Origin of the sequence: Pseudomonas sp. TWP3-2 (assembly GCF_049897765.1) — a bacterium.
Classification (GTDB): domain Bacteria; phylum Pseudomonadota; class Gammaproteobacteria; order Pseudomonadales; family Pseudomonadaceae; genus Aquipseudomonas.
Window position 1 is genome coordinate 72,789 of the sequence record NZ_JAFCWW010000012.1, and the last position, 24,280, is coordinate 97,068.

Consider the following 24,280-nt stretch of genomic DNA (forward strand, 5'->3'; position numbering starts at 1 on the left):
ATGAAAACGCCCCACGGTGTGGGGCGTTTATTGAAGCGCTGTAATCGGTGCTGGGGGCGTCGAAACCGGCCAGCCTACAGCGAGCATTTCATCTTTATAGGTTCCTGCCTCAAGGGCCCGGAGCAAATCCAGTTCGCGATCAAAGCAGGTCTGGACGTGAGCGCGGACAGCCTTGGCAATGGCTAGAATCTGCTCGGCGGACGTTTATGCGTGATTTATCTTCCACTCGGTTCACCCTTCAAAACCTGTAACTATTCGTCGTGATCGCAAAAGCACTAAAGGTTCCGGCGCTGCTCAGGCGATAAAACAGCGTTTGCGGCGACAACAGGGGAACATCCAGAAACGAACCACCGCCTACCCCTGTAAAGTTCACGATAAAGGTCTGAAGACCTATGGCGGCAGCTGACCCGGCAAGCGCCATGCTGTATCCACTGGCCGACACCGTGCCTTGAAAGTTTCCAGAAACCGACTTGGCATTCAATGGCACAGCTGCAGAAATCGATAACCCTGTGAGCGTCAGAACCGGGACAGTTGTCGACAACACTTGCGCGCCATAGAACACCTGGCGATCAACTTGTTCAGCGACAGCAAATTGAGCACTGGCATTCGTCGGCAAAATGCTGAGGAGCGCGGAAAACGTATATCCATCAGGAGCAACGCCCGCCAACAGCTTCGGAGCGATTGCTGCAGTGGTATTTACGGCGATAATGCCGGTGGATCTGGAGGCAGGATTGTAAAGCGCGTACATCGCGACAAACCCATTGACCGGTGCCGCGCCCACATCCATCGTCCCCAGGCCCTTGACCGAAGCCGACAGGTTGATGCTCTGGTTGAAGTTGGAGATCACGACCCTATTCCCGTTCACATCTCCCAGCACCATCTCGGAAGCTGTAAACGTGGCGGTCGAAGCAGCGACCGGAATTGAGACTCGAGCGTTTCGAATGTCCCCAGCAATGGGCCCATTCAACGAAAGCTGTTGCAGCTGTTCAGAGAGCACAGCAATGTCGATGCTCCCCTGGTTGATCGGTGCGTTCCAGGCTTTGATGCACCACATGACGGCGAGGTTGCGTGGGCGGGTTACACCTAACGCACCATCGCTAACAGGCCCGGCACCAGTGGTAAAAACTGAGTTACTGATCGGGTAATCCCACTGCGAATGAGCATCGAGGCCATGCGCCTGCGCGATGCCCGCATTGGACGCAGTGTTATGCCATAGACCGGATACGGCCAAGCTCTCGTTGGATGGATCAAAGGACTGCAAACTGCCTTTTTGCCAACTCCCCAGAGTCCGCCCCGAATCCACGCCACGTCCATGATCCCAGCCCCGCAGGAACTCACCCCGCGATTCCGGCAGCCGGAAGTTGCCTGCACCCTCATTCCCCTTGTTGTAAGTGGTGCCGAGATACGTCGCCAAGTCCGGATAAGTCGCAATGCTCTGCACACTGCCATCCAGCTCAAGAAATCCGGGAGGTACGATTCCGCTCGGAAATGCCAGAACGGCACCCACCGGGACAGCAGATCCAAGCCGTGAGACTTCCTTGACCAGTGCCGCTACATCGATGTTTCCTTGATTGATCGGGGCGTTCCAGGCTTTGATGCACCACATGACGGCGATGTTGCGTGGGCGAGCTTCTGCTCCGCCCGATGCTTTCGTTACAACATCATCCGTGCCGTTGTACTGCTGAAGGTAATTTCTCCTTACATCCCCAGCCATGAAAATATCAGCGATTACATCGTAAGTAGTGCCATGAATATGGGACTTGTTGTCATCGGCTTGCCAGCTACCCACGCCACGTCCCGCATCGACCCCACGCCCATGATCCCAACCGCGCAAGAATTCACCGCGCGTCTCAGGCAGTCGGAAGTTCCCAACCCCCTCATCCCCCTTGTTGAACTTGCCGCCCAGATAGGCGCTCAAGTCCGGGTAAATAGCGCTGCTCTTGACGCTGTTATCCAGCTCAAGAAATCCCGGTGGCGGCGAATCGACAGGGAAAGCAACAATCGATCCCACCGGCAACGCCGACGCCTTGGCGATCAACGCATCCACTTCTGCCTTGGTGTACGAATCCTTGATGCCAAACCCGGCCAGCGATTCAGGATTGGAACCCGCCGTCGCTCGACCATATTTGTCCACAGTCAGACTTTTATAAGTCCCCGCCAGAATCCCGGTGCGCCCCGCCAACATCTCGAATGTCAGCGCGGTAGTACCCAGGTTGATCGGCGCATTGGTGGTCAGGTGCCAAAGCGAATCACCGTTCGCCGTGCCCTCTTCCACCATCACCGTCAGACCCGGCGTGACCTTGGCGCTGACGTTGGCATCGTTGGCCCGAACCCAGTCGCCGTTGGCCACGATCCACAGACCGTTATCCTTGGCCAGCGTCTGATTCGGCAGCAACACACGATCACCGGCGATCACCGCCACACCATCGATCTGCTGCGCGCCCTTCAGCACCACGTTGCCAGTCGCGGCAACACGCACCGATTGCTTGCCATCCAGCTTGCCAAGCTCTTCAGCCAGATAACTCATGACCCACGCACGGGTAGCCTTGACCACTGTGTCATCGATCAACAACGTCACCAGCGACGCATTGCTGGTCTCGAAAATCGAACGAATGTAGAACTCTTTGCCCGAGCCTGACGTGGCCAGAACCGGTTTGAACGACTCAGGGTATTTGACGATTGCGTAGAGCACGCCAGTGTCGGTCCACAGCCCTGCTTCACGCACATACCAGCCGCCAACGTCCGGCGGGATGGTGACTTCGGCGAGCAGCCAGCTCGGGTTTTTCTCGTCCTGGAACAGTGCATTCAGCGGCCCGCGCCAGACTTCGCGTCTGAGCTCGGTGGCGGTGGCGGCCGGGTTGTAGACCCCGCCCTCGCCGCCGTCGCCGACGGAAATCTGCGTCAACTTGATCGGCGTGCCCGCTGCCTTGCAGGCAGTTTCGTAGGCAATCCCTGCGTTGGTGAGCAGGGTGTAATAGTCAGCCATTCAGGCCCCCTGAGGATAAATAGTGGATGTTTCGACGGTGTACAAAGCAGCGGCCATGAAGGCCTCGCCCGACGCCTCAAGCCCTTCGATGAATACCGGATAAATCGTGGTCAGCTCACCGCAGAAAGTGGCGGCGCCGATGTAATGGCTGCCAAAAGCGCTCAAGCCGACCGATACCGACAGAATGTCGCGTTCACTTTTGGCATCTGCCAGACGTCGGTCGAGACGCGCGTCGATCGCTTCGCTGTAGGGTTGATCGCTGAAGGCGCGCACGGAAAAACTGTAGGGCGCACCAGGTGGCGTCTGCTCGTACCAGGCGCGGATTTGCGGGCGCAGTTGCAAACCCTTGGCAGCGTTTTCCAGCGCCTTGCGGGTGCCGGCCTGGCGCGCGGTAGGCCAGGCCAGTTCGACGGTCAGGCGTTTTTCCGCTTCGGGGGCGTCAGTGCTCCATTCGGCGACGCCGCGATCTGCCGCGAGATACGGCAGGAATGCGACCGGGGTCTGTTGCGGGTTCATCAGTTCTGGAAACGGCGGCGCGATGCGATCAAGCAATGCACCGAAGCCGATATCGAGCGCGCGTTCCAGCGCCGAGCTGTTGGCCGGCAGTAACGTCGGGCGTGGAAATTGATCACTCATATAGTCAGCACCTCGACCTCGACCGCCGTGCAATACGGCGCCTGAAACGCGTTGGCGATGACCGGCTCCAGAGGTTCAAGAATCTCCAGTTGCACGGCACCGGCGCTGTGCAGCGTGTAGTCGATCCAGCTCGGATCGACCCGGCCTTCGAGGCGATGACAACTGTCGGCATACGCCTGCAACTGTTGCTGCGCAGCGACTTTGGTCAGGCCCGAATCCGGACCCGAATTGATCTTCGCCACGACGCGGATTTTGTAGCGCTTGATCTCGGCGCCTTGCACGGTGACGAGGTCGGTTTCCGGTCGCACGTCAGGGCGGGCAAAGTGTTGGCGCACGCCGTTGAGTAAGGCTTCGGGCGCGCTACCGTCGCCATCGCGAGAGAGCACCGTGACGCGCACTTGGCCAGGCGCAGTGCGGCGACCATTGCCGTCCTTGACCTGAGCCGCGAGACCGTCCGGGTCGAAGGTGTAAGTAACGTTGACCACCCCCGCTTCGGTGGATTCGACCTTCACCGTTGGCCGTTCGCCAAGGGTGAAAATTTCGCGGCGATACTGCATGCGTGAGCCCGCTGCCGGAGCATGCGGCGCCAGGTAATAACGCAACCGGGCGTCGTCGTCGCTTTCGTAAATCGGGGCAATCGGCGGGAAGGCCGCCGGGTCGCCCGGATCGAGCAATTGCCGCTCCAGGCCCATGTCCGCCAGCCGCGCATCGAGGTTGCTGCCAATCGCCCACCACGCCAGCATCTGCTTGATCCGGGCGTTGTATTTGCGTTCGTGGGTTTGCAGTCGGAGGCAGAAAGCTTCGAGCGCCAAGGTCAGCAATTCGCTTTCGTTTTCCAGGCTGGTCTTGAGTTTTACCGCGCTGTCTGGCGAACGTGCGCCGACGTATTCGACGACGAAAGTCTTGAACTCGGTGAGCAAGTCTTCAAACGCCTCGACGGTGATCAGCGCCGGTTCGGCCAACTGGTTCTGGCCGGGGATCAACATGCTCATGTCACTACCTCGAAGGTCTGTTGGCGGTTTTTCCAGGTGCCGGCGAACCGCAACAACAGACCGGCGCCCTGACGTGTGGCGACGATCACTTGCGGCTGAAAATCGCTGATGCCGTTTTGTGCGTTGTAGAACGCTTGCGCTGCGTGGCTCTGCGCCAGAAGCAGCACATCGTCGCCGAGGTTCTGCCCGAGCAACGTCGGGATCAGCGAGCCATATAGCGGGCGCTTTTGCCGAGTGCCGAGCGGCGTGGTCAGGGCACGGGTCGCGCGCTGCACAAATTGCAGCCAGTCGTCGACCGTGGCCCCGCTGTCTCTATCGATTCCGATCATGGAAGGCTCTTATGCGGTGCTGATGACGCGTCCCTGGTGATCCACCAACGGGCCGCTGAAGTGCACGCCGGCGTTGTTGATCGACAGGCCGACGGCGCCGAGTTGCAGGTCAATCGACTGTGGCGTCATGGCCAATCGCGCCGGGCCGATACTCAGCTCCAGCGTTTCGCGAGAACCTTTGAACGTAGCCGGGCCGTTTTGCCAGTGCAGGACGTGAGTCGCATCGTCGTAAGCGCTTTCGCTGCCGTCCTGATGGATGCGCCGGGTCAGCGTGGGCACGGTTGAGGTCGGTGGAAAACGCTCGCTGTTGAGACCGAACAACGCCACGGCCTGCGCGCCGCTTTCGCCGCTGCCGTAGTTGAGTAGCAGACACTGCTCGCCCAGCGACGGAATGCGCGATTCGCTCTGGGCACCGGCGCTCGGGTTGAAGAACTTGATCAACGGCGTGAGCAATCCACCGTGACTGACCTTGCAGGTGTTGCTCGCGGCGTCGACTTCCTGACAGATGCCGATGCGGCAAAAGCTCTCGGCACGCCGGTGCAGGTCTTCGATTTCCGCTTCCATTTCGGCCAGCCGTTCGATGATCGGGCCGAGCTGCATGCGCAGTAGTGCGTCGAACATCGGTCAGGCCTCCAGCGTGGTGTAGTTGTCCGGATTGTCGATGTCGCTGACTTCCCAGGTGCGAGCAAATTTCGGCGTGCCCAATGGGTCATCAAGCAGAGTTGGTCCGAGGTACAGGGTCTGGCTGAATGAGAGTGTCCAGGCCTTGTATTGGCGGTCTGCAACGATGAGCAGTGAAGGCAATCCATCGAGATTGATCGGCAGATCGCATTGATCGCCAGGCAGGCCCCAGCGGTTGTCGGTGGCCAGGTTCTTCAGTGCCGCGATCAGATCGCAGGCGGCGAATGCTGTGGCAGAAACCGCCGGTATGACTTGCAGAGACAACGTCAGCACATGAGCGATGCGCCCATCAGCGGCACGTTCGCCCGGCCCGTTGCGTTCGATGTCGATCAACACCCAAGGCTGAGCACCGGGCGCATCAAAATCCTGATGATTGCCGACCTGCAGATTGAAACCGGCGGTATTGCGCAGGGTTGTCGCGATAGCCGTGAACAGTTGCGACGGCTGCTGGATCGGTGTGGGCATACATGACCTCCTTTTCTATCGTCCACACGCCCCCCTTGCCGCCAAAAAATGGCGGCACGGAGAAATCAGTGCTTAAGGTTGATCGCGCGGGGGAACTTCGCAGACGCCAATGCGTTTGGCGGCCCAGCGTTCATAGAGGCCGATGGCGACGTCGGCGCCGGCCATGGCGGTCAGGCAACCGAACGCGCCGGCAGCCCAGATCGACAGACCTGCGGCGTACAGCAGCATGATTGCCGAGACGCCGCAGATCATGCAGGCGCCGGAGCGCAGGGCCAGACGCCGCAGCAGTGACCAGCCGCGAGCGCCCTCCTTGTCGGCGCGCCACATTTCGCCGGACACCCCGCCGATGACGGCGAGGAAAATGACCAGCCAGACCGGCATGTCCGCCAACGCTTGTTGCTCGTTTGTCATGTCACGCCTCCGGGGGGTGATGGGTGAGTGGTGTGTGGTGGGTTCAAACGTTTTCTCTTGAGGTAGGCATTCCAAAAAGCCCGGCTTTTTACGCCGGGCCTTTCAGTAATGCGCTCCTTCGCCTTCCTTCAATCCTGTGTACGAGAAGGAAGCTGACTTTTCGGCGCTACTGGCGCGGTACGAGTCCATTCAGATTGTTTTTCCGACCGCGGTCCCTGCCCGCCGGATAACTGCTTTTGGTGCTTTACGCTGCACACCCGGGTCAGTTGCCAACCCTCTGAATCGTTGAGGCCGATTCATCGCTGCCTGTTCTTGTGGAACTAAAGAGCTTTCGTTTCCAGCCGCTTTGTCGAGCGGCTTGGTGGTCATGATATGCATGGATGCATATACAGTCAATGCGTAAATGCATTTATTTATGCATCAAGCATGCACTGATGCATGAAGGCCGCGCAGGTCGGGGGGTTGGCCATTTTTCGGGGCGAAAAAAAACCCGCCGGGTGGCGGGTTTCATTTGGAAAAGGTGAGGTTAGCGGGCGTACATGCCCCACCAGAAGACGTGGCCAATGATGACGATCTGCTCTTCCTGGATTTCCTGGAAGCTGTAATCCTCATCCGGATGTTCATCACGATTGAAGCTGCGCAAGCGGATGCCGGTAGGCAGACGATAGAGCTGCTTCACCCTCAGCTGACCATTGTGATTGATCGCGTACAGGTCGCCATCGATGATGTCGCCGATGCCGCACTTGCCTGCGTTGACGCCGACCGTTGCGCCATCGCGCAGCACCGGCAACATACTATTGCCGCGCACGGTCACGCATTTGGCCTGGTCGAATTGCACACCGTTATGACGCAAGCTTCGTTTGCCGAAGCGCAGACTAGAGCGCTCGCTCTCTTCCACGACGAATCTTCCTGATCCAGCAGCCAATTCAACCTCGCGCAAAAAGGGTACAGACACCTCGTCATCATCGACCGGCGTGTCGTCGTCCCACAGGCTTATGTCCTTGAGTTCAAAATGCACCTCATCGCGCCCGGCTGCCGCGCTCGGCGCAACATCCGCGCGCCCGCGCAACTGATCGGTGCTCACGGCGAAGTACTCGGCGATCTTCGAGATGTGTTTATCCGAAGGATCGACAATCTTCCCGCTGAGAATCCGCGAGAGCGTGGATTGAGGCACGCCGGTACGCCGGTGAAGCTCCGTAGGGGAGATCCCGTGCTGGTCGAGCAGTGCTCTTAATACGGTAGATACGTTGCGTTTTTGCATAACGCGCATAGTGCTTGAAGTTTTTCGGGATGACAAATGCTGATTTGCATAAATTGTGCATTAATCAGGTTACATTCAAATCTTGTTTCATCTTCGTCGATTGATTGGCTGAGTAACAGCACAGAGGGAGCTAGCCTGAAGGCAAGAATTCCAATAGGTGATCAACACAGTGAATGAAACTGATCCAGACAAACAATTCATGACGCCGGCCGAGCAAAAGATCGTCGACCAAGCAATCAGCTTCGCTCGATCAAACAAGAAAAGCATTGCGAGGCGGTTTACCGACAACGCGATTTTTCTCCCAGAGCAAGCGCCAGTATCTGTGTTTATGGCAGGTTCGCCGGGAGCAGGCAAAACCGAAGCGTCGGTAGCTCTGGTAAATCTTTTCGTTGATGCCAAAATTCTGAGGATTGACCCGGATGAGCTACGTAATGAATTCGTTGAATACTCGGGAAGAAATTCTTGGCTTTTTCAAGGAGGGGTTTCAATTCTGGTTGAAAAAATCCTCGACTTCGCAATTCATCAAAGGCAGTCATTCTTGTTGGATGGCACGCTTTCCAACCTGAAAGTGGCCAAGAGAAACGTGGAACGCTCCTTGAAAAAAGGCAGGTTCGTCCAAATTCTGTATGTGTATCAGAACCCGTTCCTTGCCTGGGACTTTGTCAAAGCTCGTGAGGAAGCAGAGGGCAGGAGGATCCGCAAGCAGCACTTCATCGAACAGTATTTTGCGGCGCGTGACGTAGTGAACTCACTTAAGCTAGAGTTTGGTGGGGATGTTCATGTCGACCTACTGCTCAAGCACATCGACAATTCGGGACGACTGTACAAAGCTGGCGTCGATAAAATTGACTACCATATCCCTGAGCGATATACGCGGGCCGATCTAGAGGCCAAACTTGGGCTACCTTCAGGAGAGCATTCATGATTTTTACAAAGCAAAGCTCTGAAAAAGGAGCCACAAACCCATTCGCCGATTTCATTCGTAATGCGAAGGCAGAGCAGAAAAAGCGTGTCTACGGTGAGGTTTTGACTGAGGCAACCAAGCAGCAGAATCTGGTGATGATGCAAGCCGAGACGAAGCGCGCCTGAAAGTTCACTCTGAGTTCCAAGCGAAGCCCGGCCAAATGCCGGGCTTTTTCATTTCAAGGCTCGACCTGCTGGCGCCCCCTGATCCCAACACCACCGAGGACGGCTATTCAACCGTCATCCCTGCGCCCACCAGACCGCCCATGGTAATCTTGCGCCCATCGCGCAAAAGCCGCGCCTGTGCCCCGCTCTTGCCCTACACCTTCGAACGAGTTTTCTGACAATCCGATGAATAAAGCCGTCTCCGACCTGTCCTCCCACACTCCGATGATGCAGCAATACTGGCGCCTGAAGAATCAGCACCCGGATCAGCTGATGTTCTATCGCATGGGCGATTTCTACGAGATCTTCTATGAAGATGCGAAGAAAGCGGCCAAGTTGCTGGACATCACCCTGACTGCTCGTGGTCAGTCGGCGGGTCAGGCGATTCCGATGTGTGGGATTCCTTACCACGCGGCGGAAGGCTACTTGGCGAAACTGGTCAAGCTCGGCGAGTCGGTGGTGATTTGCGAGCAAGTCGGTGATCCGGCTACCAGTAAAGGCCCGGTAGACCGCCAAGTGGTACGGATCATCACGCCGGGTACGGTCAGTGACGAGGCGCTGCTGGATGAGCGTCGTGACAACCTGATCGCGGCGGTATTGGGCGACGAGCGTCTGTTTGGTCTGGCGGTGTTGGACATCACCAGCGGCAACTTCAGCGTGCTGGAGATCAAAGGCTGGGAAAACCTGCTGGCAGAGCTGGAGCGGGTCAACCCGGTGGAGTTGTTGATCCCGGACGACTGGCCGAAGGATCTGCCGGCAGAGAAACGTCGTGGCGTACGTCGTCGTGCGCCGTGGGATTTCGAGCGTGATACGGCGCTGAAAAGTCTTTGCCAGCAGTTTTCCACCCAAGACTTGAAAGGCTTCGGTTGCGAGAATCTGACTCTGGCCATCGGCGCTGCCGGTTGCCTGCTGGCCTACGCCAAGGAAACCCAGCGCACCGCCCTGCCCCACTTGCGCAGCCTGCGTCACGAGCGGCTTGACGACACTGTGGTGCTGGACGGCGCCAGCCGTCGCAATCTGGAACTGGATACCAACCTCGCTGGCGGTCGCGACAACACGCTGCAATCTGTAGTGGATCGCTGCCAGACCGCGATGGGCAGTCGTTTGCTGACGCGCTGGCTGAACCGTCCGTTGCGCGATTTGAAGGTATTGCTCGCACGCCAGACGTCGATCACTTGCCTGCTCGACCGCTATCGCTTCGAAAACCTGCAACCGCAGCTCAAGGAAATCGGCGACATCGAGCGGATTCTCGCGCGGATCGGCCTGCGCAATGCGCGTCCTCGTGACCTCGCGCGCCTGCGTGACGCCCTCGGCGCGTTGCCTGAGCTGCAAGTGGCGATGGCCGATCTGGAAGCGCCGCACCTGAATCAACTGGCGACCATCACCAGCACCTACCCGGAGCTGGCAGCACTGCTGGCCAAAGCCATTATCGATAACCCGCCCGCCGTCATCCGTGACGGTGGTGTGCTGAAAACCGGTTACGACAGCGAACTCGACGAGCTGCAATCGCTGAGCGAGAACGCCGGCCAGTTCCTGATCGATCTGGAAGCTCGGGAAAAGGCGCGCACCGGGCTGTCCCATCTGAAAGTCGGCTACAACCGCATTCACGGTTACTTCATCGAGTTGCCGAGCAAGCAGGCCGAATCGGCTCCGGCGGATTACATTCGCCGTCAGACCCTCAAGGGTGCCGAGCGCTTCATCACGCCGGAACTCAAAGAGTTTGAAGACAAGGCGCTGTCGGCCAAGAGCCGCGCCCTCGCTCGCGAGAAGATGCTCTATGAGGCGCTGCTGGAAGACCTAATCAGCCAGTTGCCGCCATTGCAGGACACCGCCGCAGCACTGGCCGAACTCGACGTGCTGAGCAACCTCGCCGAGCGTGCGCTGAATCTGGACCTGAACTGCCCGCAGTTCGTCAGCGAACCGTGCATGCGCATCACCCAGGGTCGCCATCCGGTGGTCGAGCAAGTGTTGACCACGCCGTTCGTGGCCAACGACCTGAGCCTGGACGACAGTACGCGCATGCTGGTGATCACCGGCCCGAACATGGGCGGTAAATCCACTTATATGCGTCAGACCGCACTGATCGTGTTACTCGCGCATATCGGCAGCTTCGTGCCGGCGGCCAGTTGCGAACTGTCGCTGGTGGACCGGATCTTCACCCGGATCGGCTCCAGCGATGACCTCGCCGGCGGGCGTTCGACCTTTATGGTGGAAATGAGCGAGACCGCCAACATCCTGCACAACGCCACCGAGCGCAGTCTGGTGTTGATGGACGAAGTCGGTCGCGGCACCAGCACCTTTGACGGCCTGTCGCTGGCCTGGGCTGCGGCTGAACGCCTGGCGGAGCTGCGCGCCTACACGCTGTTCGCCACGCACTACTTCGAACTGACAGTGTTGCCGGAAGCCCAGCCGCTGGTGGCCAACGTGCACCTCAACGCCACCGAGCACAACGAGCGCATCGTATTCCTGCACCACGTGCTGCCCGGGCCTGCGAGTCAGAGCTACGGCCTGGCCGTGGCGCAACTGGCGGGCGTGCCAAATGAAGTGATCCTGCGTGCTCGCGAACACCTGAGCCGCCTGGAAGATACCGCTCTGCCGCACGAGCAACCGGCGCCCGTCAAAGGCAAACCGGCGGCGCCGATGCAAAGCGACATGTTTGCCGCGCTGCCACACCCGGTGCTGGATGAGCTGGCTAAACTGGACCTCGACGACCTGACCCCGCGTCGTGCTCTCGAAATGCTCTATGCACTGAAGAACCGGATATAACGCAAACGGCTTCAAGCTGTTAGAATCTCGCGCGGTTTGGGATGCTGCTGGTTAATAGCCTGGCCAGCAGGCATCGCTCCCGAACCTGGCGACCCCAACCGTGAAGGGGCAACGCTGCCGCCGCCTGAGGAGAAAATTAGAAATGACCTTCGTCGTCACCGACAACTGCATCAAGTGCAAGTACACCGACTGCGTAGAAGTGTGTCCGGTGGACTGCTTTTACGAAGGCCCGAACTTCCTGGTGATTCACCCGGATGAGTGCATCGACTGCGCCCTGTGCGAACCAGAATGCCCGGCCGTTGCGATTTTCTCCGAGGATGAAGTCCCGGAAGACATGCAAGAGTTCATTCAGTTGAACGTCGAGTTGGCGGAGATCTGGCCGAACATCACCGAGAAGAAAGACTCGATGCCGAATGCCGAGGAGTTCGATCGCGTGATCAACAAGTCTGTAGGCAGCAAGCTGAAAGACCTCGAACGCTGATTCACCGAGCGCTCTGCAAAAAGGCCCCATGCGGGCCTTTTCGCTTTTCTGCAGGCAAAAAAAAGGGGCGGTTTGACCCGCCCACATTTTTTCCCTATTCCCTGTATTCCTTTTCATCGTCCTGATGAATCGCGTCCTGCGATGTCCATTCCCCTCGTCCTTGAAGGGCGTGTCTGTCCGTCGACACAGTTCAGATACTAGAGAATTCGCCGTCAGGAGCAACCGCACCTGAATGCTGGAAATTGTTGTAATAAGCTGTTCATTTAAAATAATAACGATCTAAATCAAAGTGTTAGACCTATTCATTTGAAGCGATCGACGTCTACCCCGGTGTAAAAATAACGAACACTTACGGGACAGTCAGCAAAGGCTTACAACGAGAGACTACAAATCCCGCCAAGTGCCCTGCTTCTCTTTGGCCAACAAAAAGCCCCGAAACAGTCGGGGCTTTTTGCGGGCGATCAGGCGATACGCTTACTGAAACAGCGACTCGCTCGACAGGCCATTTTTCTCCAGGATCTCGCGCAGGCGTTTGAGGCCTTCAACCTGGATCTGCCGCACCCGTTCCCGGGTCAGGCCGATCTCCAGGCCAACATCTTCCAGCGTGCTGCTCTCGTGCCCGCGCAGGCCGAAGCGGCGAATCACCACCTCGCGCTGCTTGTCGGTCAGCTCAGAGAGCCACTGATCGATGCTCTGCGACAGATCGTCATCCTGTAGCAGTTCGCATGGGTCGGTTGGGCGATCATCCGTGAGGGTGTCCAGCAGGGTTTTATCCGAATCCGGACCCAGCGAGACGTCGACCGAAGAAACCCGCTCGTTCAGGCCAAGCATGCGCTTGACCTCACCCACCGCTTTTTCCAGCAGGTTGGCGATCTCTTCGGGTGAGGGTTCGTGATCGAGCTTTTGTGTCAGCTCGCGTGCAGCTCGCAGGTACACGTTGAGTTCCTTGACCACATGAATCGGCAACCGGATGGTCCGGGTCTGATTCATGATCGCGCGCTCGATGGTTTGACGAATCCACCAGGTTGCGTAGGTCGAGAAGCGGAAGCCGCGCTCGGGATCGAACTTTTCTACCGCGCGGATCAATCCGAGGTTGCCCTCTTCAATCAGATCCAGCAGAGACAGCCCCCGATTGACGTAACGCCGGGCGATTTTCACCACCAGCCGCAGGTTACTTTCAATCATGCGCTTACGCCCGGCAGGGTCGCCACTTTGCGACAAACGCGCAAAATGAACTTCTTCTTCCGGTGAGAGCAATGGGGAAAAGCCGATTTCGTTGAGATACAACTGCGTGGCATCAAGTGCCCGCGTGTAGTCGATGTACTTATGTTGTTTAAGTGAAGCGGAGTGTTTGGATTTGGCGCGAACAGAAGGTGGAGCAGCCCCTTCATCATTCGACATCGAATCCGAATCGATGCCGGTCTCCATCAGGAGAACCTCATCGTCGATGTCAAACTCCGGCACTTCTTTACTGAGAGCCATTGTTATAGTCCTTTGGTGAGTTCGACCCCAAGCTCAAGCGACGCCTCTATCCTTGGCAACGCTGGAGCCTGTCCCCTCTACGTGAAGAAACAGGCTGGTCTACAAATCAACGTCTTGGCAGGAACTGCAGCGGATCTACAGGTTTACCTTGTCGGCGAATCTCAAAATGCAGTTTCACCCGGTCTGTACCCGTTGACCCCATTTCGGCAATTGTCTGTCCGACCTTGACCTGCTGCCCCTCCCGTACCAACAGCCGACGGTTGTGTCCGTAAGCACTGACGTAGGTTTCACTGTGTTTGATGATGACTAATTCGCCGTAGCCCCTTAAGCCACTCCCGGCGTATACCACCGTCCCATCAGACGCAGCTAAAACAGGCTGTCCCAAATCTCCGGCGATATCAATTCCTTTATTCAAACTACCGTTTGAGGAGAATTTGCCAATGAGAATGCCATTAGATGGCCATCCCCAGCCGGTCGGGGCCGGGCCTGCCGGAGGCAGTGGAGGGGGTGCGGACTTGTTACCGACGGACGGTACAACCACCGCAGAACCAGCCGCAGTACCGGTGGTTGTGGTGGTGGTCGTGCCATTCGCCTGACGCCGGATTACCGTGGTTTTGCTCGACGAGGACGGTGAAGAACTGGAGTTGCTGACCACCGCTGTCGGTGTTGAACCGGTGCGTCCGTCGAAGCGAATTGTCTGACCCGGATGGATCGTATACGGCGTAGGAATATTGTTCCGGGCAGCGAGGGCTTTGTAGTCCCAGCCGTAGCGAAACGCGATCGAGAACATCGTATCGCCCGGACGGACTACATACTGTCCGGTCGTCACTGTAGGACGCTGAGCCGCCGAATTGTTGCGATCGACTACCCGCACGTTGCTCGATTTGGTGCTGGAGCAACCGACCAGCAAGGTGCTCAAGACAAGGCCAGTCACCAGGCGCTGAAAGCTCGTGTTACCCATACGCTGCGCAATGACAGTGAGACTCACCCGCCGCTCCCTTTGTGGTGGCTGAAAAATATGGAATGCCGAATTCCGGCATGTAGCGTCGCAAGTATAACGGGCCGAACGGCCTTCACCTTTAATGTAGCGATAACGCTCGGCGCACACGTTTGCCTGCCGACAATCGATCCTGTTTAAGCGATCACTGCCGCTGTAAGACAGGGGCGCGGCGAAGGAATTCAGCGCCGTTGAACAAATGCTCAGGCCAGCGGCCCATTGAGCAATGGCACAAAACGCACAGAACCGAGAATGCGTCGGGAAAAACCGTGTTCTTCACGCACGATCAGCATCAGTTGCTGCACTTCTCCAGAGCCGACCGGAATCACCAACCGCCCGCCCGGTGCCAATTGATCGAGCAACGCCTGCGGCACATCAGTGGCCACAGCTGTGACAATAATGCCGTTATACGGCGCCAGTGCCGGCCAGCCTTCCCAACCATCGCCCCAACGGAATACCACGTTGCGCAGGTTCAGTTCGACCAGACGCTCCTTGGCGCGGTCCTGCAAGACCTTGATGCGTTCAACCGAGAACACCCGCTCGACCAGTTGCGACAGTACAGCGGTCTGATAACCCGAACCGGTGCCGATCTCCATGACCTTGTCCAGCGGCCCGGCCTCAAGCAGCAGCTCGCTCATGCGCGCCACCATATAAGGCTGGGAGATGGTCTGGTTGTGGCCGATTGGCAGCGCGGTGTCTTCATAAGCGCGGTGCGCCAGCGCTTCATCGACAAACAGATGACGCGGCGTGCGGCGGATGACTTCCAGCACCTTGGCGTTCGATACGCCTTCTTCATACAGACGCTGGATCAGCCGTTCGCGAGTGCGCTGGGAGGTCATGCCGATACCGCTGCGCAGTCTGTCGTCCTGTTCACGAGCCATCAGCCGAGTCCCTCCAGCCAGCCGTCGAGACTTCTGAAGGCATCATTGAAAGTGCGATCAAGCTGCAACGGCGTGATCGAAACATAGCCTTGCATCACAGCATGAAAATCGGTGCCCGGGCCGCCGTCTTCAGCGTCACCGGCAGCGGCAATCCAGTAGCCAGCCTTGCCGCGCGGGTCGACCACTTTCATCGGCGCCGCCGCGCGGGCGCGATGGCCCAGACGGGTCAGCTGAATCCCGCGAATGTGATCGATGGGCAGATTGGGAATGTTCACGTTCAACACCGTACGCGGTGGCAGATCGAGACCGGCATGGGCCTCGACCAGTTTGCGCGCAAAGTGGGCGGCTGTGGCGAGGTTGTCGACCTGGCGCGACACCAGCGAGAAGGCGAAGGACGGACGCTCAAGGAAACGCCCCTCAAGAGCGGCCGCCACGGTGCCGGAATACAGCACGTCATCGCCCAGGTTGGCGCCGAGATTGATGCCCGAAACCACCATGTCCGGTTGCCGCTCCAGCAAGCCGTTAAGCCCCAGGTGCACGCAATCGGTCGGTGTGCCATTGAGGCTGATAAAGCCGTTGGCCAGATATTGCGGATGCAACGGACGGTCGAGCGTCAGCGAACTGCTGGCGCCACTCTTGTCCTGCTCCGGGGCGATAACCACGCACTCGGTGTAATCCGCCAGCGCAGCATAAAGCGCGGCGAGACCGGGTGCGGTTACCCCATCGTCGTTCGAAATCAGAATACGCATGGGCTGTCCGTCTGCCCCACCGGCACCAGATCAACGAGCTCGCGCACCAATACGGTGGCAAAGCATCCGGCCGGGAGGACGAATTCCAGTTGCAGAATGTCAGGCTCGGGATAATGCCACGTCAACCCGCCAATGGGCAGTCGAAGGATGCGACGTTCGTGGCTCATACCGGCGTTAATCAACCAATCGCGCAGGTCCGCCTCACGGGCGGCAATTTTCTGCTCCTGTTCATGGACAGCACCCGTGGTCGGCGAGTCACCTTCGCCCCACTGCGGGCCGGTCGGATGCAAATCCAGAATCGCCAGACGCGGATCACTGCACTCGGCCTCGCCAGCCGGGAAAAAGCTGCGGCTGTCGGTAAACGCCAGCAGATCACCGACCAGAGCACGTTGCCAGGTGCCATCGGCAACCCGCGCCGCCAACACCTGATTGAACAGAAAACTGCGCGCGGTCGAGAGCAGGCGCGAGCGCACGTTGCGCTGCTCCGGCAAGGCCTTGCGCGCTGCCCAGTCTCGAGCATCGACCACATTGCCGCCATCAAAGCCGAAACGCTGAGCGCCGAAATAATTCGGAACACCTTGTTTAAGGATCAGCTGCAGCCGCTCTTCAATCGCGGCCTTGTCGCCAGTGAATTGGGTCAGGCGCAGAGTGAAACCGTTAGCCGAGTGCGCCCCGCGTTGCAGCTTGCGCTTGTGGCGCGTGGTCTTGAGGATCTTCAGCGTGTCGTTTTCCGCCGCCGACAGATCCGGATCAGCCTTGCCCGGCAACTGCACGCTGAACCACTGTCGGGTCAGCGCCTGACGATCTTTCAGCCCGGCGTAGCTGACCGTGCGCAACGGCACCCCGGCGGCCTTGGCGATCCGCCGCGCAGCTTCTTCGGTGTTCAAACCGCGCTTTTCCACCCAGATCCACAGGTGCTCGCCATCGCCGCTGAACGGGATGTCGAGCACTTCATCGACCTGAAAATCTTCGGCGATGGCTTTCAGTACCGCGGTGCCGAGGGCGTCACCATAGGCGCGAGGGCCGAGCAATTGCAGTTCGTTCATGCGCGCAGCAACAGGGCAACGGAATGCACGGCAATGCCTTCTTCGCGACCGACGAAGCCGAGTTTTTCAGTGGTGGTGGCTTTCACGTTGACTTGATCCAGTTCTACTTGAAGATCCGCGGCAATCAGCGCGCGCATCGATTCGATATGCGGGGCCATTTTCGGCGCCTGGGCAACGATGGTGTTGTCGACGTTGCCGACTTTCCAGCCTTTGGCGTGGATCAACGCGACCACATGCCGCAGCAGAACACGGCTGTCGGCGCCCTTGAATTGCGGGTCGGTATCCGGGAAGTGTTTGCCGATATCACCCAGCGCCGCAGCACCGAGCAAGGCATCGCTCAAGGCGTGCAGCAGGACGTCACCGTCGGAATGAGCGAGCAGCCCGAAGCTGTGTGCAATGCGCACGCCGCCCAGAGTAATGAAATCGCCTTCAGCGAAACGGTGCACATCATAGCCGTGGCCAATACGCATAAAAAAAACGCCCCGATTTTTGTCAGGGCGTGATTCTACCTGCATTAGCCCTTGAGGGCGCGTGCATGATGCTGCAAGTGGTCGTCTATGAAGCTGGCGATGAAGAAATAGCTGTGGTCGTAGCCCGGTTGCAGACGCAACGTCAGCGGATGACCCGCTTGTTTTGCCGCTTGTTGCAGGGCTTCGGGCTTGAGCTGATTCTCGAGGAAGTCATCGCGATCACCTTGATCGACCAGCAACGGCAGCTTCTCGTCAGCTTCGGCGATCAGCGCACAAGCATCCCACTCCTTCCACTTCGAACGGTCTTCGCCCAAGTAGCGAGAGAACGCTTTCTGCCCCCACGGGCAATCCATCGGGTTGTTGATTGGCGAAAACGCCGACACCGACTGATAGCGCCCCGGATTACGCAACGCGCAAACCAGCGCACCGTGACCGCCCATGGAGTGGCCGCTGATGCTGCGTTTGCCCGACGCCGGGAAATGCGCTTCAACCAGTGAAGGCAATTCCTGCACGACGTAGTCATGCATCCGATAGTGCCGCGACCAGGGTTCCTGCGTGGCATTCAGATAAAACCCGGCACCAAGGCCGAAATCCCACGCGCCATCCGGATCACCCGGCACATCCGGGCCGCGCGGACTGGTGTCCGGCGCAACGATGATCAGCCCGAGCTCGGCGGCCATGCGCAGCGCGCCGGCCTTATGCATGAAGTTTTCGTCGGTGCAGGTCAGGCCCGACAGCCAGTACAGCACCGGCAACTTGCCGCCCTGCTCTGCCTGCGGAGGCAGGTACACGGCAAACACCATGTCGCAACCGAGCACATCCGAGCGATGTCGATAGCGTTTGTGCCAGCCGCCAAAACTTTTCTGACAGGAGATGTTTTCCAGGTTCATGTAAAGACTCCTACGCGACTACGGCTGCTTACCTACGCAACCGTAGCTGTCGCGAATGATCAGAAATGAATGACGGTACGGATGCTCTTGCCTTCGTGCATCAGGTCGAATGCCTTGTTGATATCTTCCAGGCCCATGGTGTGGGTGATGAAAGTATCCAGCGGGATTTCCCCGCTCTGCGCCATCTCGACGTAGCTTGGCAGTTCGGTACGGCCACGTACGCCGCCGAACGCCGAACCGCGCCAGACACGACCGGTCACCAACTGGAATGGACGAGTGGAAATTTCCTGACCGGCACCGGCCACGCCGATGATCACCGATTCGCCCCAGCCTTTGTGGCAGCACTCAAGCGCTGCGCGCATCAGTTGCACATTGCCGATGCACTCGAAGGAGAAGTCGACGCCGCCGTCAGTCATGTCGACGATCACTTCCTGAATCGGGCGATCAAAGTCCTTCGGGTTGACGCAGTCGGTCGCGCCCAATTGTTTGGCAATTTCGAACTTGGCCGGATTGATGTCGATGGCAATGATGCGTGCTGCCTTGGCCTTCACTGCGCCGATGACTGCCGAAAGGCCGATGCCACCGAGACCGAAGATCGCTACGGTGTCACCCGGCTTGACCTTGGCGGTGTTGAGCACGGCGCCGATGCCGGTGGTGACGCCGCAACCGAGCAGGCAGACCTTCTCCAGCGGCGCGTCCTTGGCGATTTTGGCCACGGAGATTTCCGGCAGCACGGTGTATTCGGAAAACGTCGAAGTACCCATGTAGTGGAAAATCGTCTGACCCTTGTAGGAAAAACGCGAAGTGCCGTCCGGCATCAAGCCTTTGCCCTGAGTCGCGCGAATCGCCTGACACAGGTTGGTCTTGCCCGACTTACAGAATTTGCACTGGCCGCATTCCGGGGTGTACAGCGGAATCACATGGTCGCCGACTGCAACCGAGGTCACGCCCTCGCCGATTGCCTCAACGATCGCACCACCTTCGTGGCCGAGGATCGACGGGAAGATGCCTTCCGGATCGGCGCCGGACAAAGTGTAGGCGTCAGTGTGGCAAACCCCGGAAGCCACCACGCGCAGCAACACTTCACCGGCCTTGGGCATGGCGACATCGACTTCTACGATTTCCAGCGGTTTCTTGGCCTCGAAGGCAACGGCGGCGCGCGACTTGATCATGCTGACTCTCCAGTGAATCCATTAAATAAAAAAGCAGACAGTGAGTGTAATACACAGCTTTACGATGAATAATCCGGACAAAAGCAAAACATTATTGCCACACAGGGATAATCCTGATGTCCGAAAACCGCTGGGAAGGCATCGACGAGTTTGTTGCCGTTGCCGAATGCAGCCAGTTCACCGCTGCCGCTGAACGCCTGGGGGTTTCTTCCTCACACGTCAGTCGACAAATCGTACGACTGGAAGAGCGTTTACAGACGCGCCTGCTGTATCGCAGTACCCGCCGCGTGACGCTGACCGAGGCCGGACAGACCTTTCTGCAACATTGCCAACGCCTGCAGGATGGACGCGAAGAGGCTTTGCGCGCGGTTGGTGATCTGACCAGCGAACCCAAAGGCATGCTGCGCATGACCTGCGCCGTGGCTTACGGCGAACGATTCATCGTGCCGCTGGTGACGCGGTTCATGGGTCTGTATCCGCAATTGCGCATCGACATCGAGTTGAGCAACCGCCAACTCGACCTCGTGCATGAAGGCCTCGATCTGGCGATCCGGCTCGGCCGTTTGCAGGATTCGCGGCTGGTGGCGACACGCTTGGCGCCGCGCCGCATGTATCTCTGCGCGTCACCTTCCTACGTCGAACGCTATGGTCGCCCACACAGTTTGTCGGAACTCAGTCGGCACAATTGCCTGATCGGCAGCTCGGATATGTGGCAGTTAGAGCAAAACGGGCGGGAATTTTCCCAACGGGTGCAGGGAAACTGGCGCTGCAACAGTGGGCAAGCGGTGCTCGATGCAGCGCTGCAAGGGGTGGGGTTGTGTCAGTTGCCGGATTATTACGTGCTGGAGCATCTGCACAGCGGCGCATTGATTTCCCTGCTGGAGGCGCATCAACCGCCGAACACAGCCGTGTGGGCGTTGTATCCGCAACAGCGACACTTGTCGCCGAAAGTGCGCAAACTGGTGGATTTTCTCAAGGAAGGCTTGGCCGAACGGCCGGAGTATCGGCTCTAGCGGCGGTTGGCCCAGCGCTGGCGCAGCGATTCGAGATCTTCGGGGCGGGTGACTTTGAGGTTGTCTGCGCGACCTTCGATCAGACGCGGGGCCAGACCGGCCCACTCCATCGCCGAGGCTTCGTCGGTAATCACCGCGTCGGCGACCAGACTGTCTGCCAGCGCACGATGCAAAGCGCCGAGGCGGAACATCTGCGGCGTATACGCCTGCCAGATCACACTGCGATCCACGGTTTCAACCACGCGACCGTGCTTGTCGACCCGCTTCAGCGTGTCTTTCGCAGGCACCGCCAGCAGACCGCCGACTGGATCGTCAGCCAGTTCACTCAGCAGTTTGTCGAGGTCATCGCGGCTCAGATTGGGCCGTGCCGCATCGTGCACCAGTACCCAATCCTCATCGTCGGCACCTTGCGCATGCAGGTACAGCAACGCATTGAGCACTGAACCGGAACGCTCGCTGCCACCCTCGACACGCTGAATACGCGAGTCGCTGGCGCAGGCCAGGTTCGGCCAATAAGGATCATCAGAAGCAAGACTGACCACCAGGCCTTTGAGGCTCGGGTGATCGAGGAAACAGCCGAGGCTGTGTTCAAGAATTGTGCGCCCGCCCAGTTGCAAATATTGCTTGGGACGGTCCGCGGCCATTCGGGCACCGACGCCCGCGGCAGGAATCACGGCCCAGAAGGCCGGCAGGGAATCGATCATTGGGCCAACTGGTAAAGGGTTTCGCCGTCCTTGACCATGCCCAGTTCATGGCGAGCGCGTTCTTCAACGGTCTCCATGCCTTTCTTCAGCTCACTGACTTCGGCGTCCATCACCCGGTTGCGTTCCAGCAAGCCTTCGTTCTCGGCGTGTTGATCGGCAATCTGCTGATTCAATTCGGCCACTTGCGCGAGGCTGCCATTGCCCACCCACAGGCGGTACTGCAAACCGGCCAGGAGCAAGAGCAAGACGAGAAACAACCAATAGGGACTGCGCATCGAATATCAGGTATCCAGTGAAAAAAGACAGCCATGCAAAACTTGAAGCATCTGATAGCACGAAGCCTGGAATATCCAGGCTTGTGCATATAAGGCATCAGATTAGTGGCAAATTCATCGCTGTTGCGAGTTTTTCGACACAATCCGCTGTCTTTTTACCAGCAATCGCTTAACCGCGGAACTCGGAGCGACCGTTGTACTTGGCTTTGCCATTCAACTGCTCTTCGATACGCAGCAGTTGGTTGTACTTGGAAACGCGGTCGGAACGGCACAGCGAACCGGTCTTGATCTGGCCAGCCGAGGTGCCCACAGCCAGGTCGGCAATGGTCGAATCTTCGGTTTCGCCCGAGCGGTGCGAGATCACGGCGGTGTAACCGGCAGCCTTGGCCATCTGGATGGCTTCCAGAGTTTCGGTCAGGGTGCCGATCTGGTTGAACTTGATCAGGATCGAGTTGGCGATCTTTTTATCGATGCCTTCTTTCAGGATCTTGGTGTTGGTCACGAACAAGTCGTCGCCAACCAGCTGCACTTTCTCGCCGACTTTGTCGGTGAGGATCTTCCAGCCAGCCCAGTCGGACTCGTCCAGACCGTCTTCGATGGAGATGATCGGGTAACGCTCGGTCAGACCTTTGAGGTAGTCGGCGAAACCTTCAGCAGTGAACACCTGACCTTCGCCGGACAGGTTGTACTTGCCGTCTTCGTAGAACTCGCTGGCCGCGCAATCCAGTGCCAGGGTCACGTCGGTGCCCAGCTTGTAACCGGCGTTGGCCACAGCTTCAGAGATCACTTTCAGTGCATCTTCGTTGGACGCCAGATTCGGTGCGAAACCACCTTCGTCGCCTACCGCAGTGCTCAGGCCACGGGCCTTCAGCACAGCTTTGAGGTGATGGAAAATCTCGGTGCCCATGCGCAGACCTTCCGAGAAAGACTTGGCGCCAACAGGCTGAACCATGAATTCCTGGATATCGACGTTGTTATCGGCGTGCTCGCCACCGTTGATGATGTTCATCATCGGCACCGGCATCGAGTAAACGCCCGGCGTGCCGTTCAGGTTGGCGATGTGTGCGTACAGCGGCAGGTCCTGATCCTGTGCAGCAGCCTTGGCCGCAGCCAGAGACACCGCGAGGATGGCGTTGGCGCCCAGGGTTGCTTTGTTTTCGGTACCGTCGAGCTTGATCATCGCGTGATCCAGCGCTTTCTGGTCGCTTGGGTCAGTACCCAGCAGCAGATCGCGGATCGGACCGTTGATGTTGGCTACTGCCTTGAGCACGCCCTTGCCCAGGTAACGGCTCTTGTCGCCATCACGCAGCTCGAGTGCTTCACGCGAGCCAGTGGATGCACCGGACGGCGCGCAAGCGCTGCCGATGATGCCGTTGTCGAGAAGCACGTCCGCTTCCACGGTGGGATTGCCACGGGAGTCGAGAACTTCACGACCTTTGATGTCGACGATTTTTGCCATTGTTGTAAACACTCCAAAGTTGACGAAAACGACGCAGCTAGAGGAAATCTTCAATCGTCGGCAAGCGAGGTACAGCGGGCAGACTTGCAGACGACAACGCTCATGCCCGAGGGCATGAGCGACAAATCGTGCGGTACTTTACCGGAGATTCGAGTGTTACGCGGTTTCTACCGTCGGAAAACTCTTCACCAGTTCGTCCAGAGCTTTGAGCTGGGCCAGGAATGGCTCCAGTTTGTCCAGGCGCAAGGCACAAGGGCCGTCGCATTTGGCGTTGTCCGGATCCGGGTGAGCTTCGAGGAACAGACCGGCCAGCGACTGGCTGATGCCAGCCTTGGCGAGGTCAGTGACCTGGGCGCGACGGCCGCCAGCGGAGTCGGAACGACCGCCAGGCATTTGCAGCGAGTGGGTCACGTCGAAGAACACCGGGTATTCGAACTGCTTCATGATGCCGAAGCCGAGCATGTCGACCACGAGGTTGTTGTAGCCGAAGCTCGAACCACGCTCGCAGAGAATCAACTGATCGTTACCCGCTTCCACGCACTTGCTGAGGATGTGTTTCATCTCGTGCGGGGCGAGGAACTGGGCTTTCTTGATGTTGATCACTGCGCCGGTCTTGGCCATCGCGACCACAAGGTCGGTCTGGCGCGACAGGAAGGCCGGCAACTGAATGATGTCGCAGACCTCGGCGACCACTGCAGCCTGATCAGGCTCGTGGACGTCGGTGATGATCGGCACGCCAAAGGCTTCCTTGATGTCCTGGAAGATGCGCATGCCTTCTTCCAGGCCAGGACCACGATAGGAGGTCACAGAAGACCGGTTGGCCTTGTCGAAGCTGGCCTTGAACACGTAAGGGATACCGAGTTTTTCGGTAACCTTCACGTACTCTTCGCAAACCTGCATGGCCATGTCGCGGCTTTCCAGCACGTTCATGCCGCCGAACAGCACCATGGGTTTGTCGTTGGCAATCTCGATGTCGCCGACGCGGATGATCTTCTGTGCCATCGGG

At 58.4% G+C, this 24,280-nt stretch carries 25 protein-coding genes; 5 read left to right on the plus strand and 20 right to left on the minus strand.

Annotated features, from left to right (window positions below; genetic code table 11):
- Nucleotides 1-238: 238 nt before the first annotated feature.
- From ACP7EE_RS18470 to ACP7EE_RS18505, 8 genes are all read right to left on the minus strand, one after another.
- Nucleotides 239-2,986 carry a phage tail protein gene (locus ACP7EE_RS18470; RefSeq protein WP_426235747.1) on the minus strand — a complete coding sequence of 916 codons (2,748 nt, stop codon included), beginning with the start codon at nucleotides 2,984-2,986 and terminating at the stop codon, nucleotides 239-241.
- Nucleotides 2,987-3,622 carry a phage tail protein I gene (locus tag ACP7EE_RS18475; protein WP_426235749.1) on the minus strand — a complete coding sequence of 212 codons (636 nt, stop codon included), beginning with the start codon at nucleotides 3,620-3,622 and terminating at the stop codon, nucleotides 2,987-2,989. It lies immediately after the preceding gene.
- Nucleotides 3,619-4,614: a baseplate J/gp47 family protein gene (locus tag ACP7EE_RS18480; RefSeq protein ID WP_426235751.1), complete on the minus strand. Its 996-nt coding sequence runs from the start codon at nucleotides 4,612-4,614 to the stop codon at nucleotides 3,619-3,621. Before ACP7EE_RS18480 ends, ACP7EE_RS18475 begins: the two co-directional genes overlap by 4 nt.
- The gene (locus tag ACP7EE_RS18485; RefSeq protein WP_426206190.1) at nucleotides 4,611-4,943 is read right to left on the minus strand and encodes a phage baseplate protein; all 333 of its coding nucleotides are present in this window, start codon (nucleotides 4,941-4,943) and stop codon (nucleotides 4,611-4,613) included. The genes ACP7EE_RS18480 and ACP7EE_RS18485 overlap by 4 nt, the downstream gene beginning before the upstream one ends.
- A gap of 9 nt (nucleotides 4,944-4,952) precedes the next feature.
- Nucleotides 4,953-5,564, minus strand: a complete 612-nt coding sequence (locus ACP7EE_RS18490) for a phage baseplate assembly protein V (protein WP_426206189.1) — start codon at nucleotides 5,562-5,564, stop codon at nucleotides 4,953-4,955.
- A gap of 3 nt (nucleotides 5,565-5,567) precedes the next feature.
- Nucleotides 5,568-6,089 carry a hypothetical protein gene (locus tag ACP7EE_RS18495; RefSeq protein WP_426235753.1) on the minus strand — a complete coding sequence of 174 codons (522 nt, stop codon included), beginning with the start codon at nucleotides 6,087-6,089 and terminating at the stop codon, nucleotides 5,568-5,570.
- A 72-nt stretch (nucleotides 6,090-6,161) separates the two neighbouring features.
- Complete coding sequence (locus tag ACP7EE_RS18500) at nucleotides 6,162-6,500, minus strand: phage holin family protein (protein ID WP_426206186.1); 339 nt, start codon at nucleotides 6,498-6,500, stop codon at nucleotides 6,162-6,164.
- Between the two features lie 526 nt (nucleotides 6,501-7,026).
- Nucleotides 7,027-7,761 carry an XRE family transcriptional regulator gene (locus ACP7EE_RS18505; protein WP_420648307.1) on the minus strand — a complete coding sequence of 245 codons (735 nt, stop codon included), beginning with the start codon at nucleotides 7,759-7,761 and terminating at the stop codon, nucleotides 7,027-7,029.
- Between the two features lie 199 nt (nucleotides 7,762-7,960).
- Here ACP7EE_RS18505 and ACP7EE_RS18510 point away from each other — a divergent pair, with 199 nt between their 5' ends.
- From ACP7EE_RS18510 to fdxA, 4 genes are all read left to right on the plus strand, one after another.
- A complete protein-coding gene (locus tag ACP7EE_RS18510; protein ID WP_426235813.1) occupies nucleotides 7,961-8,686 on the plus strand; it encodes a zeta toxin family protein in 726 nt (241 codons plus the stop codon).
- Complete coding sequence (locus ACP7EE_RS18515) at nucleotides 8,683-8,850, plus strand: hypothetical protein (protein WP_426206185.1); 168 nt, start codon at nucleotides 8,683-8,685, stop codon at nucleotides 8,848-8,850. Before ACP7EE_RS18510 ends, ACP7EE_RS18515 begins: the two co-directional genes overlap by 4 nt.
- Before the next feature lie 225 nt (nucleotides 8,851-9,075).
- Nucleotides 9,076-11,655 carry a DNA mismatch repair protein MutS gene (gene mutS, locus ACP7EE_RS18520; protein ID WP_426206183.1) on the plus strand — a complete coding sequence of 860 codons (2,580 nt, stop codon included), beginning with the start codon at nucleotides 9,076-9,078 and terminating at the stop codon, nucleotides 11,653-11,655.
- Nucleotides 11,656-11,797: 142 nt separating this feature from the next.
- Nucleotides 11,798-12,136, plus strand: a complete 339-nt coding sequence (fdxA, locus tag ACP7EE_RS18525; RefSeq protein ID WP_420648309.1) for a ferredoxin FdxA — start codon at nucleotides 11,798-11,800, stop codon at nucleotides 12,134-12,136.
- 474 nt (nucleotides 12,137-12,610) lie between these two features.
- Here the strand turns inward: fdxA and rpoS are convergent, their stop codons facing one another.
- From rpoS to ACP7EE_RS18565, 8 genes are all read right to left on the minus strand, one after another.
- Nucleotides 12,611-13,618 carry an RNA polymerase sigma factor RpoS gene (gene rpoS / locus ACP7EE_RS18530; RefSeq protein ID WP_426235756.1) on the minus strand — a complete coding sequence of 336 codons (1,008 nt, stop codon included), beginning with the start codon at nucleotides 13,616-13,618 and terminating at the stop codon, nucleotides 12,611-12,613.
- A 106-nt stretch (nucleotides 13,619-13,724) separates the two neighbouring features.
- Entirely contained in the window at nucleotides 13,725-14,606 is an 882-nt protein-coding gene (locus tag ACP7EE_RS18535; RefSeq protein WP_426235758.1) for a peptidoglycan DD-metalloendopeptidase family protein, read from the minus strand.
- 212 nt (nucleotides 14,607-14,818) lie between these two features.
- Nucleotides 14,819-15,454 (minus strand): protein-L-isoaspartate(D-aspartate) O-methyltransferase, encoded by a 636-nt coding sequence (locus ACP7EE_RS18540; protein ID WP_420648384.1) that lies wholly within the window; start codon nucleotides 15,452-15,454, stop codon nucleotides 14,819-14,821.
- 41 nt (nucleotides 15,455-15,495) lie between these two features.
- The gene (gene surE, locus ACP7EE_RS18545) at nucleotides 15,496-16,245 is read right to left on the minus strand and encodes a 5'/3'-nucleotidase SurE (RefSeq protein ID WP_426235760.1); all 750 of its coding nucleotides are present in this window, start codon (nucleotides 16,243-16,245) and stop codon (nucleotides 15,496-15,498) included.
- Complete coding sequence (gene truD, locus ACP7EE_RS18550) at nucleotides 16,233-17,291, minus strand: tRNA pseudouridine(13) synthase TruD (RefSeq protein ID WP_426235762.1); 1,059 nt, start codon at nucleotides 17,289-17,291, stop codon at nucleotides 16,233-16,235. The genes surE and truD overlap by 13 nt, the downstream gene beginning before the upstream one ends.
- Nucleotides 17,288-17,761 (minus strand): 2-C-methyl-D-erythritol 2,4-cyclodiphosphate synthase, encoded by a 474-nt coding sequence (gene ispF / locus ACP7EE_RS18555; protein ID WP_038979164.1) that lies wholly within the window; start codon nucleotides 17,759-17,761, stop codon nucleotides 17,288-17,290. Before ispF ends, truD begins: the two co-directional genes overlap by 4 nt.
- A gap of 44 nt (nucleotides 17,762-17,805) precedes the next feature.
- A complete protein-coding gene (gene fghA, locus ACP7EE_RS18560; protein ID WP_426235764.1) occupies nucleotides 17,806-18,651 on the minus strand; it encodes an S-formylglutathione hydrolase in 846 nt (281 codons plus the stop codon).
- Between the two features lie 59 nt (nucleotides 18,652-18,710).
- On the minus strand, nucleotides 18,711-19,823 hold the full coding sequence (locus ACP7EE_RS18565) for an S-(hydroxymethyl)glutathione dehydrogenase/class III alcohol dehydrogenase (RefSeq protein WP_420648315.1): 1,113 nt from the start codon (nucleotides 19,821-19,823) through the stop codon (nucleotides 18,711-18,713).
- Between the two features lie 116 nt (nucleotides 19,824-19,939).
- Here ACP7EE_RS18565 and ACP7EE_RS18570 point away from each other — a divergent pair, with 116 nt between their 5' ends.
- Nucleotides 19,940-20,836 (plus strand): LysR substrate-binding domain-containing protein, encoded by an 897-nt coding sequence (locus ACP7EE_RS18570; protein ID WP_426206175.1) that lies wholly within the window; start codon nucleotides 19,940-19,942, stop codon nucleotides 20,834-20,836.
- Here ACP7EE_RS18570 and ispD read toward each other — a convergent pair.
- The 4 genes from ispD to kdsA all read right to left on the minus strand — a co-directional run bounded on the left by ispD (nucleotide 20,833) and on the right by kdsA (nucleotide 24,276).
- A complete protein-coding gene (gene ispD, locus ACP7EE_RS18575; RefSeq protein ID WP_426206173.1) occupies nucleotides 20,833-21,540 on the minus strand; it encodes a 2-C-methyl-D-erythritol 4-phosphate cytidylyltransferase in 708 nt (235 codons plus the stop codon). The genes ACP7EE_RS18570 and ispD overlap by 4 nt on opposite strands.
- Nucleotides 21,537-21,815, minus strand: coding sequence for a cell division protein FtsB (gene ftsB, locus ACP7EE_RS18580; RefSeq protein ID WP_007908838.1), 279 nt, complete (start codon nucleotides 21,813-21,815; stop codon nucleotides 21,537-21,539). Before ftsB ends, ispD begins: the two co-directional genes overlap by 4 nt.
- Before the next feature lie 169 nt (nucleotides 21,816-21,984).
- Entirely contained in the window at nucleotides 21,985-23,274 is a 1,290-nt protein-coding gene (gene eno / locus ACP7EE_RS18585) for a phosphopyruvate hydratase (RefSeq protein WP_426235766.1), read from the minus strand.
- Nucleotides 23,275-23,430: 156 nt separating this feature from the next.
- Complete coding sequence (gene kdsA, locus ACP7EE_RS18590) at nucleotides 23,431-24,276, minus strand: 3-deoxy-8-phosphooctulonate synthase (RefSeq protein WP_426235768.1); 846 nt, start codon at nucleotides 24,274-24,276, stop codon at nucleotides 23,431-23,433.
- Nucleotides 24,277-24,280 lie beyond the last annotated feature (4 nt).

Bases quoted from the DNA above. Each gene is read 5' to 3' on its own strand.
- fghA (WP_426235764.1), bottom strand. From the start codon at position 18,651: ATGAACCTGGAAAACATCTCCTGTCAGAAAAGTTTTGGCGGCTGGCAC.
- ACP7EE_RS18485 (WP_426206190.1), bottom strand. From the start codon at position 4,943: ATGATCGGAATCGATAGAGACAGCGGGGCCACGGTCGACGACTGGCTG.
- ACP7EE_RS18570 (WP_426206175.1), top strand. From the start codon at position 19,940: ATGTCCGAAAACCGCTGGGAAGGCATCGACGAGTTTGTTGCCGTTGCC.
- kdsA (WP_426235768.1), bottom strand. From the start codon at position 24,276: ATGGCACAGAAGATCATCCGCGTCGGCGACATCGAGATTGCCAACGAC.
- rpoS (WP_426235756.1), bottom strand. From the start codon at position 13,618: ATGGCTCTCAGTAAAGAAGTGCCGGAGTTTGACATCGACGATGAGGTT.
- ACP7EE_RS18480 (WP_426235751.1), bottom strand. From the start codon at position 4,614: ATGAGCATGTTGATCCCCGGCCAGAACCAGTTGGCCGAACCGGCGCTG.
- mutS (WP_426206183.1), top strand. From the start codon at position 9,076: ATGAATAAAGCCGTCTCCGACCTGTCCTCCCACACTCCGATGATGCAG.
- eno (WP_426235766.1), bottom strand. From the start codon at position 23,274: ATGGCAAAAATCGTCGACATCAAAGGTCGTGAAGTTCTCGACTCCCGT.
- ACP7EE_RS18500 (WP_426206186.1), bottom strand. From the start codon at position 6,500: ATGACAAACGAGCAACAAGCGTTGGCGGACATGCCGGTCTGGCTGGTC.
- ftsB (WP_007908838.1), bottom strand. From the start codon at position 21,815: ATGCGCAGTCCCTATTGGTTGTTTCTCGTCTTGCTCTTGCTCCTGGCC.
- ispD (WP_426206173.1), bottom strand. From the start codon at position 21,540: ATGATCGATTCCCTGCCGGCCTTCTGGGCCGTGATTCCTGCCGCGGGC.
- fdxA (WP_420648309.1), top strand. From the start codon at position 11,798: ATGACCTTCGTCGTCACCGACAACTGCATCAAGTGCAAGTACACCGAC.
- ACP7EE_RS18490 (WP_426206189.1), bottom strand. From the start codon at position 5,564: ATGTTCGACGCACTACTGCGCATGCAGCTCGGCCCGATCATCGAACGG.
- ACP7EE_RS18505 (WP_420648307.1), bottom strand. From the start codon at position 7,761: ATGCAAAAACGCAACGTATCTACCGTATTAAGAGCACTGCTCGACCAG.
- truD (WP_426235762.1), bottom strand. From the start codon at position 17,291: ATGAACGAACTGCAATTGCTCGGCCCTCGCGCCTATGGTGACGCCCTC.
- surE (WP_426235760.1), bottom strand. From the start codon at position 16,245: ATGCGTATTCTGATTTCGAACGACGATGGGGTAACCGCACCCGGTCTC.
- ACP7EE_RS18495 (WP_426235753.1), bottom strand. From the start codon at position 6,089: ATGCCCACACCGATCCAGCAGCCGTCGCAACTGTTCACGGCTATCGCG.
- ispF (WP_038979164.1), bottom strand. From the start codon at position 17,761: ATGCGTATTGGCCACGGCTATGATGTGCACCGTTTCGCTGAAGGCGAT.
- ACP7EE_RS18565 (WP_420648315.1), bottom strand. From the start codon at position 19,823: ATGATCAAGTCGCGCGCCGCCGTTGCCTTCGAGGCCAAGAAACCGCTG.
- ACP7EE_RS18540 (WP_420648384.1), bottom strand. From the start codon at position 15,454: ATGACCTCCCAGCGCACTCGCGAACGGCTGATCCAGCGTCTGTATGAA.
- ACP7EE_RS18515 (WP_426206185.1), top strand. From the start codon at position 8,683: ATGATTTTTACAAAGCAAAGCTCTGAAAAAGGAGCCACAAACCCATTC.
- ACP7EE_RS18470 (WP_426235747.1), bottom strand. From the start codon at position 2,986: ATGGCTGACTATTACACCCTGCTCACCAACGCAGGGATTGCCTACGAA.
- ACP7EE_RS18510 (WP_426235813.1), top strand. From the start codon at position 7,961: ATGACGCCGGCCGAGCAAAAGATCGTCGACCAAGCAATCAGCTTCGCT.
- ACP7EE_RS18475 (WP_426235749.1), bottom strand. From the start codon at position 3,622: ATGAGTGATCAATTTCCACGCCCGACGTTACTGCCGGCCAACAGCTCG.